Annotated in this window: 15 protein-coding genes and 1 tRNA gene; 13 read left to right on the top strand and 3 right to left on the bottom strand. The window is 31.4% G+C overall.

Annotated elements, in window-relative coordinates:
* Window positions 1-2: 2 nt before the first annotated feature.
* The 12 genes from cbiD to J2Z42_RS06020 all read left to right on the top strand — a co-directional run bounded on the left by cbiD (window position 3) and on the right by J2Z42_RS06020 (window position 9,640).
* Window positions 3-1,076, top strand: a complete 1,074-nt coding sequence (gene cbiD / locus J2Z42_RS05965; protein ID WP_209701735.1) for a cobalt-precorrin-5B (C(1))-methyltransferase CbiD — start codon at window positions 3-5, stop codon at window positions 1,074-1,076.
* 25 nt (window positions 1,077-1,101) lie between these two features.
* Window positions 1,102-1,710 carry a precorrin-6y C5,15-methyltransferase (decarboxylating) subunit CbiE gene (cbiE, locus tag J2Z42_RS05970; RefSeq protein WP_209701736.1) on the top strand — a complete coding sequence of 203 codons (609 nt, stop codon included), beginning with the start codon at window positions 1,102-1,104 and terminating at the stop codon, window positions 1,708-1,710.
* A 6-nt stretch (window positions 1,711-1,716) separates the two neighbouring features.
* The gene (cbiT, locus tag J2Z42_RS05975; protein WP_209701737.1) at window positions 1,717-2,295 is read left to right on the top strand and encodes a precorrin-6Y C5,15-methyltransferase (decarboxylating) subunit CbiT; all 579 of its coding nucleotides are present in this window, start codon (window positions 1,717-1,719) and stop codon (window positions 2,293-2,295) included.
* Window positions 2,292-2,978 (top strand): cobalt-factor II C(20)-methyltransferase, encoded by a 687-nt coding sequence (locus J2Z42_RS05980; protein ID WP_209701738.1) that lies wholly within the window; start codon window positions 2,292-2,294, stop codon window positions 2,976-2,978. Before cbiT ends, J2Z42_RS05980 begins: the two co-directional genes overlap by 4 nt.
* Window positions 2,979-2,999: 21 nt before the next feature.
* Window positions 3,000-3,776 carry a precorrin-4 C(11)-methyltransferase gene (cobM, locus tag J2Z42_RS05985; RefSeq protein WP_209701739.1) on the top strand — a complete coding sequence of 259 codons (777 nt, stop codon included), beginning with the start codon at window positions 3,000-3,002 and terminating at the stop codon, window positions 3,774-3,776.
* Complete coding sequence (gene cbiG / locus J2Z42_RS05990; protein WP_209701740.1) at window positions 3,757-4,794, top strand: cobalt-precorrin 5A hydrolase; 1,038 nt, start codon at window positions 3,757-3,759, stop codon at window positions 4,792-4,794. Before cobM ends, cbiG begins: the two co-directional genes overlap by 20 nt.
* Window position 4,795: 1 nt before the next feature.
* Complete coding sequence (gene cobJ / locus J2Z42_RS05995; RefSeq protein WP_209701741.1) at window positions 4,796-5,512, top strand: precorrin-3B C(17)-methyltransferase; 717 nt, start codon at window positions 4,796-4,798, stop codon at window positions 5,510-5,512.
* A 40-nt stretch (window positions 5,513-5,552) separates the two neighbouring features.
* Complete coding sequence (locus J2Z42_RS06000) at window positions 5,553-6,380, top strand: sirohydrochlorin cobaltochelatase (RefSeq protein ID WP_209701742.1); 828 nt, start codon at window positions 5,553-5,555, stop codon at window positions 6,378-6,380.
* Window positions 6,377-7,153: a cobalt-precorrin-6A reductase gene (locus tag J2Z42_RS06005; protein WP_209701743.1), complete on the top strand. Its 777-nt coding sequence runs from the start codon at window positions 6,377-6,379 to the stop codon at window positions 7,151-7,153. Before J2Z42_RS06000 ends, J2Z42_RS06005 begins: the two co-directional genes overlap by 4 nt.
* Before the next feature lie 4 nt (window positions 7,154-7,157).
* Window positions 7,158-8,015, top strand: a complete 858-nt coding sequence (locus J2Z42_RS06010; RefSeq protein WP_209701744.1) for a GHMP family kinase ATP-binding protein — start codon at window positions 7,158-7,160, stop codon at window positions 8,013-8,015.
* Between the two features lie 18 nt (window positions 8,016-8,033).
* Entirely contained in the window at window positions 8,034-8,549 is a 516-nt protein-coding gene (locus tag J2Z42_RS06015) for a cob(I)yrinic acid a,c-diamide adenosyltransferase (RefSeq protein ID WP_209701745.1), read from the top strand.
* A gap of 239 nt (window positions 8,550-8,788) precedes the next feature.
* Window positions 8,789-9,640, top strand: a complete 852-nt coding sequence (locus J2Z42_RS06020; RefSeq protein WP_209701746.1) for a YitT family protein — start codon at window positions 8,789-8,791, stop codon at window positions 9,638-9,640.
* Window positions 9,641-9,691: 51 nt separating this feature from the next.
* On the opposite strand, the gene J2Z42_RS06025 is transcribed toward J2Z42_RS06020, so the two are convergent.
* The 3 genes from J2Z42_RS06025 to J2Z42_RS06035 all read right to left on the bottom strand — a co-directional run bounded on the left by J2Z42_RS06025 (window position 9,692) and on the right by J2Z42_RS06035 (window position 11,754).
* Complete coding sequence (locus tag J2Z42_RS06025) at window positions 9,692-10,483, bottom strand: metal ABC transporter permease (protein ID WP_209701747.1); 792 nt, start codon at window positions 10,481-10,483, stop codon at window positions 9,692-9,694.
* A gap of 20 nt (window positions 10,484-10,503) precedes the next feature.
* Window positions 10,504-11,163 (bottom strand): metal ABC transporter ATP-binding protein, encoded by a 660-nt coding sequence (locus J2Z42_RS06030; protein ID WP_209701748.1) that lies wholly within the window; start codon window positions 11,161-11,163, stop codon window positions 10,504-10,506.
* Between the two features lie 183 nt (window positions 11,164-11,346).
* Entirely contained in the window at window positions 11,347-11,754 is a 408-nt protein-coding gene (locus J2Z42_RS06035) for a hypothetical protein (RefSeq protein ID WP_209701749.1), read from the bottom strand.
* Window positions 11,755-12,006: 252 nt separating this feature from the next.
* On the opposite strand from J2Z42_RS06035, the gene J2Z42_RS06040 reads away from it, so the two are divergent.
* A tRNA-Glu gene (locus J2Z42_RS06040) sits at window positions 12,007-12,081 on the top strand.
* Window positions 12,082-12,140 lie beyond the last annotated feature (59 nt).

Genomic DNA, 12,140 nt, shown 5'->3' on the forward strand with positions numbered 1-12,140 from the left:
CTTTGCTGGATATGTACGTTAATTGTGATGGAAAAAAACTGCGATGCGGTTACACTACAGGTTCCTGTGCTGCTGCAGCTTCAAAAGCGGCAGTATACATGCTCTATTTCAATAAAAAATTAAGTGAAATAACAATTGATACCCTAGCTGGAGTAGAGCTTTTAATACCCATAGCAAAGACAAACATAAAAGAAAATTATGTAGAGTGCTGTGTGTTTAAGGATTCAGGAGATGACCCTGATATAACAGAGGGCATGGAGATATGGGCAAGAGCAATTAAACTTTCAAGTGGATATAGTCTTAAAGCTGGAGTTGGAATTGGAGTAGTTCAGGGAGAAGGCCTTTATGTAGAAAAAGGAGAAATGGCAATTAATCCTGTACCAAGGAGCATGATTGAAAAAGAAGTAAAGGAAGCTCTCCCTGAAAATTCAGGAGTGGAAATAACAATATTTGCACCGGAAGGAGCTAAAATTGCTAAAAAGACCTTCAATCCAAGACTTAATATATTTGGAGGAATATCTATCCTTGGAACTACAGGAATTGTAATGCCCATGTCTGAGGAAGCTCTTATAAAGTCCATAGAAATTGAGCTTAACCAAAGAGTTTCAAAGGGCAACAGAGATATAATACTTCTCTTTGGAAACATGGGTGAGAATATGGCTAGAAAACTGAAGCTTGATGAGAGCAAAATGGTTATTATGTCTAATTACGTTGGAAAGACATTATCTATGTGTATGTCAAGAAAAGTGGAGCATGTGCTTGTGGTAGGACATATTGGAAAGCTGTGTAAGGTAGCCTCCGGGTGTTTCAATACCCACAGCAGAGTATCAGATGTAAGACTTGAAACCATAGCATTGGAGCTTGCACTCATGGGAGAAAGTACGGAACTTGTGAGAAAGATATACTCTGAGAAAACTACAGAAGGTGCAGTAAATTTACTTGGAGATGGATATAATGAACTATATGAAAGAATAGGCAGAAAAATAAAGAAGAGAATAGAGGAATACACTAATAACACTATAAAAGCAGATGTTATAATGTATTCTATGAAAAAAGGAATCCTGTTTAAGAGTTAATAGTAAATAAAGGGGGTGCTTTAAGTTGAAAAAGGTTTTTGTGGTTGGTATTGGACCTGGACATAGGGACTATATACTGCCCAGGGCTGTTAAAGTCATGGAGGAATCTGATGTTATAGTTGGATTTTCAAGGGCAATTAAAAGCTTGAATTTTATAAATTCTACTAAAATTGAAGTTCCAAAGCTTCAATCCATACTAGAAATAATAAACTCGGATAAATATAATAAGATAACTGCAGCAGCTTCTGGAGACCCTTTATTTTATGGAATAACTGAATATATAAACAAAAATTATGAGGGTGAATTAGAAGTTGTACCAGGAATTAGCTCTTTTCAATATATGATGTCAGTGCTTAAGAAGAGCTGGAATAATGCTTATACTGGCAGTGTTCATGGAAGAAATGAAGAAATCTTTGATATAGTAAATAATTATAGAGTTTCTATCTGGCTTACGGACAGCAAAAATTCACCAGATTTTATATGTAAAATTTTATATGAAAATCATATTGAAGCTTTAGTATATGTTGGGGAAAATCTTTCATATGAAGATGAAAAAATTATAATAGGTACACCAGAAGAATTGAAAAATGCAAGTTTTGAAAATTTGTCAGTAGTAGTAATAGAAAGGGTGTAAATTTCTATGTACATAGAAGATAGTGATTTTATAAGAGGAAATATTCCCATGACAAAAGAAGAAATTAGGATTATAACTACAGCTAAGCTTGACATTAAAGAGAACTCTAGAATGCTTGATATTGGTGCAGGGACAGGTTCTATAAGTATTCAAATGGCAAAGATGTGTCCTAAAGGACAGGTTGTAGCTATTGAAAAAAATGAAGAGGCTATAGAACTCATACACAAAAATAAAAATAAATTTAATGTGGATAATTTAAGTATAATATCCGGAGAGGCATTAGAGGTAAAAGACAGTATAGAGCCATATTTCGATGGAATATTTATAGGCGGAAACGGTGGAAATTTAGATGAAATAATAAGGTGTTATGGAAGTAAACTCAAGTCAAATGGAAAAATGGTTTTAAACTTTATAACTCTTAAAAATTTGAATATAGCACTTCAAACTCTTGAATCTATGAAATATGCAGTGGAATGTATTCAGGTTTCTGTAAATAAGATTAAGGGAAAAAGCTATATGATATCTTCAAATAACAGTGTGTTTATAATAACTGCTGTCAAAATAATTAAGGACGTGATTGTTTGAATAATGGTACTTCTGAATTTGGAACTTTATATGGAATTGGTGTAGGACCTGGAGATGAGGAACTCCTTACAATTAAAGCCGTAAATACAATAAAAAAGTGCAGTGTTATAATGGCACCTTCTGCAAGAGAAGGAGGAAAAAGTACGGCACTTTCAATAGCAAAAAATTTTATTGATAAAGATAAGGAAATAATTATAAAGCACTTTCCAATGGGCGGAGATGAGCAGGAAAAGAAGATATTTGATGCCTTTAAAGATGTGGAGAAAAGACTTAGCAATGGAGAAAATGTAGCTTTTTTAACTATAGGAGATCCATTTGTATATAGTACATATATATACTTATTGAATTACGTAAAAAAAGGAGGATATAATGCTGAAACTGTACCTGGAATAACTTCTTTTTGTGCAGCAGCAAGTCTTGCTGGAGAGACTCTGGTAATTGGGAATGAGAGAGTTTCTATTATGCCTGCTTCGCAACTTCATAAAATAACAGATGAAAAATTTGTAGTTGTAATGAAGGTGTATGGAAAGGAAAAGGAAATAGTTGACTTTCTGGAAAGAAACAATTTTAAATATGTGTACGTAAAAAGAGCTTACAGAGAAGGACAGGAGATTATAAGAGACAGAAATGAAATACTCAAAAATAGAGATTATATGTCACTTATAATAGCACACAGAAAATAAGCTTTAATTAGGGAGGATTATATGGAAAATAAAGTTTACTTTATAGGAGCAGGTCCTGGAGATCCAGATTTGATAACAGTTAAAGGAAGAAAGATACTTGAAGGGGCAGATGTAGTTATATATGCAGGTTCACTTGTTTCAAAAGAACACCTTAACTTTTGCAGGAAAACTGCAGAAATATACAATTCTGCTTCAATGACTTTAAAAGAAGTAATGGAAGTTATGAAGGATTCTTATAGTGATGGTAAAGTGATAGTAAGGCTACATACCGGCGATCCATCTATATATGGAGCTATAAAGGAACAGATGGATGAACTTTCAAAACTTAATATACCATATGAGGTTGTCCCTGGTGTAAGTTCATTTACGGCGGCAGCAGCAGCTATAAAGAAAGAATTTACCCTTCCTGGTGTAAGTCAGACCGTAATTCTTACAAGAGTTCAGGGAAGGACACCTGTACCTCAAACAGAAGATTTAGAGAATCTGGCCAGGATAGGAGCTTCTATGGCTATATTTCTTTCTGTGAGCATGATGGACAGGGTAGTTCAAAAGTTAAAGGCAGGTTATGGAAGAAATGTACCTATTGCAGTTATAAAGATGGCTACCTGGGAAGATGAAAAATGTATCATAGGAACTTTAAATGATATTTTAGATAAGGTAAAATCTGAAAATATAACAAAAACAGCACAAATACTTGTAGGAGATTTTATAGACTGCAATTATAAAAATAGTCTTTTGTATGATGAAAACTTTAGTCATGGCTACAGAAAGGGAAAGAATGAAAATAGGAGTAATTAGTGTAACTAAAGCAGGTGACATTATAGCAGACAAATTAAAATCCTACTATGATATAGACTTTTATTCTAAAAACAATACTGAAAATTTCAACTTAAAAAAGATAACAAAATATTTGATGGAAAAATATAAAGCTATAATTTTTATAAGTTCTACAGGTATTGCAGTAAGAGCTGCGGCAGATTTTATAAAATCAAAAGATATTGACCCGGCTGTAGTTGTAGTAGACAGCAGCTCGAAATTTGTTATAAGTCTTTTAAGTGGACACTTGGGGGGAGCAAATGAACTTACTGCTAAAATTGCATCTAAGCTTGGAGCTATTCCTGTAATAACTACAGCTACGGATAATATGGGAATCTGTGCACCTGATTTAATTGCCAGGGAAAATGACCTTGTAATAGATAATCTTAAAGATGCAAAAAGTATATCATCACTTCTTGTAAATGGAAGTAAAGTTGCGTTTATAGATGACAGAAAAATCATAGATTGTCCTAAAGGATATAATCAAATAAAGAATTGTAAGAAGATACAAGATGTAGATGGAATTGTAGTTGTGACTGATAGAGACAATATATCTTATGAATTTATACGGGATGTAGAATCACTTAAACTTATAAGAAGGGACATTGTAATTGGTGTAGGATGCAGAAAAAATTATGATAAAGATAAGATGAAGAATATAATTTTAGACGTATTAAAGCAGAATAATATAGATAAAAGATCTGTAAAAACTATAACTACAGTAGATATAAAGAGACATGAAGCTGCAATACTAAGTCTCAGTGATTATCTAAATTGTGATCTTAAAATATGGAGTAGAGAAGATATAAGGAAGGTTCAAAATAGATTTTCCGGGAGCGATTTTGTAGAGAAAACTATAGGAGTTAGATCAGTATGTGAGCCATGCACATACCTTTCAGGTGGGGAAAAACTTACAGGAAAGATAAAGGCTGATGGAATGACTGTATGCATTGGGAAACTTAGAAAATGCAAGCTATTAAATGCAGAGAGGGAGTGCTAATTTGGGAAAACTTTATGTTGTAGGCATTGGACCAGGTGGCTTGGAATATATGACTATAAAGGCAGTAAGGGCTATAGAGGAAAGTGACATAATAGTAGGTTATATTAAATATCTTGATATGATATCTGAATTGATCAAAGATAAACAGGTCTTTTCTACAGGTATGCGGGGAGAAGTTGAAAGGTGTAAAAAAGCAATTGAACTTTCAAAAGATAATACAGTGTCCATAATAAGCACTGGTGATGCAGGTGTATATGGCATGGCCGGACTTATTTTGGAGTTATCAAAAGATGAGGATATAGAAATTATACCTGGAGTAACAGCATCTCTGGCTGCAGCGTCTATAGTAGGTGCACCTCTTATGCATGACAATTGTGCTATAAGTTTAAGTGATCTTATGACACCATATGAGCTTATAAAAAAGAGAGTTGAACTTGCAGCAAGCGGAGATTTTGTAATTTCCATCTATAATCCTAAGAGCAAGGGAAGACCTTTTTATTTAAAAGAATGCATTGATATTATAGGAAAATATAGATCCGGCAATACCCCTATAGCTATTGTTAAAAATGCACTTAGAGCAGGAGAAAAAATTATAATAACCGATATAGACAATTTTTCCGATAGAGAGGTTGATATGATGAGTATAGTTATAGTTGGCAATAACAGCAGTTATGTAGACAAGGGGAGATTTATAACTCCAAGAGGATATGGAAGATAGTTAAGAGTTAATAATTAATAGTTGCGGGGGGTTGGACATTGTGATTAAGAATAAAAAAGGAATACTTACAGCTAGTTTTGGAACGAGTATTTTAAAAGTATTGAATTTATGTATAAAAAGCACTGAAGATTCTATAAAAGAAGCTTTTCCTGACTATGATATTAGGAGAGCTTTTACATCAAGTATGATAATAAATAAATTAAAGAAAGAAGAAAAATTACATATAGATACGGTAGATGAGGCACTGCACAGGATGGAAAATGATGGCTTTAGCGAAGTATACATTCAACCGCTTCATATAATTCCGGGAGATGAATATGATAAACTTGTAAATATGGCAAAGAGATATGAAAATTCATTTGAAAGATTGGTTATAGGAAGACCTATTTTATATAGAGAAAATGATTATAAAATAGCTGCAAGGGCATTTAAAAGTCAGATACCAGAAAATTATAAAGGGAAAGCTATAATCTTAATGGGACATGGTTCCAGTCATCCTATAAATGCAAGCTACTCTATGCTCCAGAATATATTTAGAGATGAAGGAATAGACAACATCTTTATTGCAACAGTGGAAGGATACCCAATTCTCGAAAATGTAATTCCATATTTAAAGTCAAAGCATATAAAAAATATAATACTTATGCCATTTATGCTTGTAGCCGGTAACCATGTTGAAGAGGACATGATGGGAGATAGTAAGTATTCGTGGAAGAATGTACTTGAAAAATTGGGATTCAAGATAGAAGTATATTTGCATGGCTTAGGGGAAAATACGGCTTTTCATGATATATATATACAGCATATAAAGGATTCAATAAATGGCAATCCACTTATGAAGGACAAAAAAATGGAGGCTTACAGGTGATAGGATTAATTCTTGGAACGTCTGAGGGAAGAGATATACTTTCTAATTTAAATAATTTTACAGAGAATATATTTGTGTCTACTGCTACTATATATGGTGGAGATATTCTAAAGGATTATAAATATGCTTATTTAAATAATAAACCGCTTGATTATGATAATTTTATAGATGTACTTGAAAAAAACAATGTAGAGGTGCTGGTTGATGCATCGCACCCATATGCAGTGGAAGTAACTAAAAATGCAATTAAAGCATGTGAGAAGCTCAATATAGAATATGTAAGGTATGAAAGACCGTCATGTATGGAATCCTTTAAAAATAATGATAGAGTTATAGAAGTAAAAAATTATAGTGAATTGAATGAAAGAATCAAATTTATAAGTGGCAATATATTAGATACAACTGGAAGCAAAAATTTAGAAAAAATATTGTGCATGAAATTAAAAAATAGAATAATTCACAGAGTACTGCCTCAGGTCGATGTCATTGAAAAATGCAGCAAGCTTAAAATAAGTATTGATGATATAATTGCAATAAAAGGTCCTGTAAGTTATGAACTTAATTGTGCATTTATAAATGACTATAATATAGAAGCTGTGCTTCTTAAAGACAGTGGCGCTAGAGGTGGAACTTATGATAAAATCAAGGCGTGTATAGATTGTAATGTGTATGCTTTTGTAATGGTTAGAAAAAAAATAAAGTATAAGAACGTCTTTTATAATATAGATGAAATGCTGAATTATATAGGAAAAAAATATATTTTAAGAGGATAATAATATGGAATTTACTACTTTTTATCCGGGGAGCTTTGGAGAGGTAATTCAAGGAAGGGTTAAAAATAAAGAATTATTAGCATCTTTTCCTGTAAATATATATACTGAAGTGAAATTATTTGAATGTATATGGAACGAAGAACATAAAAAGTCAAGCAGCCTGAAAAAAGCCTATAAATTTATGTATAACTTACTAAAGCATTGGGGGTATGGTGAGTATTATAGTAATTTATTTATTGATGTGAGGTCACAAATACCAGTTGGAAAGGGAATGGCAAGCAGTACTGCAGATCTTTGTGCACTTTATTATTGTTTACTAAAAATGTTTAAAAGGAAATTTGATGAAAAGGAACTTTTGAAATGCTGTATATCTGTGGAACCTACAGACAGCATATTGTTTAGTAAAATGACACTTTTTGATTATAAAAATGGTGAATATATAGAATGTCTGGGAGAATATATGGATTTTAATATACTGGCTTTTGAAGGAAACAGAGTAATTGATACTGTGAAATTCAACAAGGAAAATCAAAAACAGCCTGGTCAAGTGGATGATTTAATACCAGATCTTAAACAAGCTATCGTGAAAAAAGATTTAGCTGAACTTGCAGGTGTTTCAACTGAAAGTATACTTAGAAATCAGAACAGGCTTTATTATAGTTTTTTTAAAAGCATAATTGAAATATGCAGAACTACCGGAGGACTTGGAATAATAGGGGCACACAGCGGAGATGTACTGGGAATTATATACGATGATAGAGAGAAATTGAATTTTGCAGAAAGAAAAACACATATTGATAAATTGAAAATATATAAAGTTAATGCATTAAGTAAAATTGAATGTGATAATGAAATATTTTAAAAAAGGAGAAGATTTATTTTGGATAAAGGATATATTCAGGTATATACAGGCAATGGGAAGGGAAAAACTACAGCGGCTCTTGGACTGTCACTTAGAGCTGTTTGTGCCGGAAAAAAAGTATATTTTGGACAGTTTGCAAAAGGTATGAACTATAGTGAATTAAAGGTGCCAAAGTTTTTACCGAACTTTACAATGGAGCAATTTGGGAAAGCTGCATTCATACATGGAAAGCCAACAGAGGATGACATAAATATGGCGCAGATTGGATTTAAAAAAATCAAAGCTATAGTATCATCTGGAAAATATGATGTAGTTGTTTTGGATGAACTTAATATAGCAATTTATTATAATTTAATTAGTTTAGAGGATGTTTTAAAAATGATGGAAGATAAATATTATGGTACAGAAATAATAATTACAGGAAGATATGCAAATCCAAAAATTATGGAAAAAGCTGATTTAGTTACTGAAATGAGGGAGATTAAGCATTATTATAATAAAGGAGTAAAGGCTAGAGCTGGAATTGAAAATTAATATAAAAATTAATCAAAACAATATAATGCAAAATAGAAAATTATCTAAATATTTAAAAATAAGATATAAGAGCATTCATTAGATAATAGAAGTTACAGTGATATTTGATTGATTTTATTCATAAATTAACTTATTATAACTCATGTTATTGATTAATGGTCATTTAACTAAATTGACCTCTATTTAAATCTATAATAGAATTTATTTACGATAAAGGTTTGTTATTAGGGGGAATTATAATGGATTATTCAAGAAATAACTTTTTAAGAATTATAATGATTATAATAGGAGATTTTATTTATTCAATGGGAGTCAATATGTTTATCATACCTCATAAATTTTTAAGTGGAGGAGTTTCAGGCATTGCAATTATATTTCAGTATTTGACAGGTATACCGGCAGGTTATTTTATAATAGCTATAAATATACCTATATTCATAATAGGATTTAAGATAGTGGATAAAGAATTTGGAATTTACAGTTTTATAGGAATGGCAGCTATGTCACTTGGTCTTATATGCACCAGATCATTACATCAATTATACTATTTACCGGATCCACTTTTATCAGCATTATGTAGCGGTGTGCTTACAGGGATTGGGGCAGGAATTATATTTAAATCGAGAGCATCACAGGGTGGCACTGATATAATAGCAGTAGCAGTAAAGAAGAAATATGGAATTTCAGTAGGAAGAATGGGATTTATAATAAATAGTATCATAGTAGCAATAGGAATGTTTATGGGAAATTTGCCAATTGCAATTTATACTTTGATATCCATGTACATGTATTCTGCAGTAGTTGATAAAGCAATTCAGGGCTTTGACAGGGAAAAAATATTATTTGTAATAACACAAGACAGCGAAGATGTGGAAAAAGCCATATTTAAGAAACTTGGAAGGGGAGTTACTTATCTTTATGGAGAAGGTGCATATACGGGAAATAGGAAAAAAGTTATATATTCTATAATGAATTCCAGACAGGTTGAGGAAGCTAAAAGATTTATTTCGGATATAGATTCTGGTGCAGTGATGTCAATTATGGATGCAAGCGAAGTTAGAGGCAAGGGCTTTAAGCCAGCAGTATTTTAAAACATTATTATAGGGGATAAGTAAAAAGGCAATTCTCATGCCTTTTTATTTTTACTTAAAAAACCTCTTGAATATTAAAACTAGTATAAGTACTGCTACTGAAGTTAATGCAATAGTTCCACCTGGAGCACTATTTATGTAATAGGAAAGAAATAATCCTCCAATTATATCTATAAAGCCAAATATTATAGAAAAAATTAACGTAGTTTTAAAGCCCTTATTTAGCTGGAGGGCAGCTGCTACTGGCATTGCTATCATGGATGAAATTACAAGTATACCAAGTATTCTGATTGATACTGATATTGTAGAGCTTACGAGCAAAGAAAATATATAATTTATTAATTTTACGTTTACCCCGGATATTTGTGCACCAACTTCGTCAAAGGTTATATAAAGTAACTTATTGTAAAATAAAATTAATGCTATTGTAGAGATTATGCTAAGAACAAAAACAGTATACAGTTCTGATTTTGATACTGTCAGAATGCTTCCGAATAAATAAGAATTTACATTGGCGTTTGCTTTTCCTGTACTTATTAGCACAATTGCAGTACCAACAGAAAATGTTAATACTATAACTAGTATTAAATCTGCATATTTTTCATAGTAACCTCTCAAAATTTCTATTACAAGTCCAGCTATTGCAGTGAATATAAAAGCTGTCAATATAGGATTATAACCAAGCACAAGTCCTATTGCTACTCCTGCAAGGGATGAGTGTGAAAGTGAATCTCCCATCATAGAGTATCTTTTTAAAACTAAAAATACACCTACAGCAGGACATAATATAGATATAAATATACCTGCCAATATTGCATTTTGCATAAAACTGTATTCCAGCATTTGTTTCCTCCATTATTTTATTATTTATTGATAATTTCATTTAATTTCTTGTATTCTAAAATTGTATACATATTGCAAACTCCATTTTCCATGGTGCATATATGAGTGGAATTTTCCATGGCTGCTTTTAAATTATGTTCTACAGCCAGTACGGTTATATGTAGGTGTTTGTTCAAGTGGCTTATTAAACTGTATATTTCTTTTTGACTTTTGGTGTCTATTCCAGTTGAAGGTTCATCAAATATCAAAAGTTTTGGATATCCCATAAGAGCTCTAGCTATAAAAATTTTTTGCATCTGACCTCCAGATAAATTACCTATCAAACTTTTTTTAAAGTCCTTCATATCTACAGAACCAAGGCATTTATCTATTATTTTATTATCACTTATTTTTGAAACTTTCATATGACATTTTAATAATTCAAAAACTGTAATTGGAAATTTGGAATTAAAACTGTCAAGTCTTTGAGGTACATAGCCAATATTTTTGGTACTTAAATTTATTGTCCCGCTTAGTGGCTTTAAAAGACCAAGTATGAGTTTGATTAAAGTTGTTTTTGCACTTCCGTTTTCTCCTAATATAGAAGTATAGCTTCCATCTTTTATATTTAAATTCAGTTTTTCAATAAGATAAGGAGCTGCACCATTATAGGAAAAGGTTAAATTATTTATATCAATCATGTAGAAGTTTCCTCCAAATAAACATAAATTTAATCAATATGCAGATAGTGACATATTGATTATTAAACGCGTATAACATCAAATTATTTTATAAGAAATAAAACACATTAATATTATATATCTATATGCAAATGATTTGCAACAAAAAGCAGCCATTCATGGCTGCTTTTTTTATACATATTTTTAAAAATCGCTCATTAAGTTAGAGAGGGCATCTGATTTGTATTTATTTAACCCAAATTTTTTTGATAAAGTGTCTACTATATTCTTCTTTTGAGATGGATCAAGTAAGTCTTTAGGATCAATATTCAAGGATTGTAATATCGCTGCCATTAAATGTTTCCCAATTCCGAAAAAACCAGCTAATCTTTCTACCGCAGCATCAGCTTTTTTATCTATGTCTTCTTTTAAACTCTCATTCACTTCTTCAATAGAAGAACTATTAGATGTATTTGCTAAATTAATTTTAGCTTTATTAAAAATGCTGCCAAAAGATCCTCCATCTAATTTTTTAATATTATTGATACTATTTGATACTTTATTTTTATTAATCTTGTTACTTAACGATAAAACATCAATACAATTGTTCATATACAACAGCCTCCGATTTTTTAAAAAATATATATACCTTGGTACTTCAATTTTGCTTTAATATTTGTAATTAATAAGTAAATTTGCAATTATTAACTATAATAGTTTTATCGTTAAAATTGTAAAAAACTAAACTACGGCAAATTTTGTAGTAAAATGATATAAATATCAAAAAAATATAACTTTTTTTGAAATAAGCATTGACGAACAAGCAAAATCGAGATATAATACTACTTGTCGGTTTTGATATGAGGTCCCTTGGTCAAGTGGTTAAGACGTCACCCTCTCACGGTGAAATCAGGAGTTCGATCCTCCTAGGGACTACCACAAAAGAAAGAATGGCTTAACTTCAATGGTTAAGGCGTTCTTATTTTTTGCACTAAAGT

Origin of the sequence: Clostridium algifaecis, assembly GCF_017874415.1 — a bacterium.
GTDB lineage: Bacteria > Bacillota > Clostridia > Clostridiales > Clostridiaceae > Clostridium_B > Clostridium_B algifaecis.

Excerpts from the sequence above, each read along its gene's own strand:
- cbiT (WP_209701737.1), top strand. The coding sequence starts at position 1,717 with ATGTACATAGAAGATAGTGATTTTATAAGAGGAAATATTCCCATGACA.
- cobM (WP_209701739.1), top strand. The coding sequence starts at position 3,000 with ATGGAAAATAAAGTTTACTTTATAGGAGCAGGTCCTGGAGATCCAGAT.
- cbiG (WP_209701740.1), top strand. The coding sequence starts at position 3,757 with ATGAAAATAGGAGTAATTAGTGTAACTAAAGCAGGTGACATTATAGCA.
- J2Z42_RS06010 (WP_209701744.1), top strand. The coding sequence starts at position 7,158 with ATGGAATTTACTACTTTTTATCCGGGGAGCTTTGGAGAGGTAATTCAA.
- J2Z42_RS06020 (WP_209701746.1), top strand. The coding sequence starts at position 8,789 with ATGGATTATTCAAGAAATAACTTTTTAAGAATTATAATGATTATAATA.
- J2Z42_RS06025 (WP_209701747.1), bottom strand. The coding sequence starts at position 10,483 with ATGCTGGAATACAGTTTTATGCAAAATGCAATATTGGCAGGTATATTT.
- J2Z42_RS06030 (WP_209701748.1), bottom strand. The coding sequence starts at position 11,163 with ATGATTGATATAAATAATTTAACCTTTTCCTATAATGGTGCAGCTCCT.
- J2Z42_RS06035 (WP_209701749.1), bottom strand. The coding sequence starts at position 11,754 with ATGAACAATTGTATTGATGTTTTATCGTTAAGTAACAAGATTAATAAA.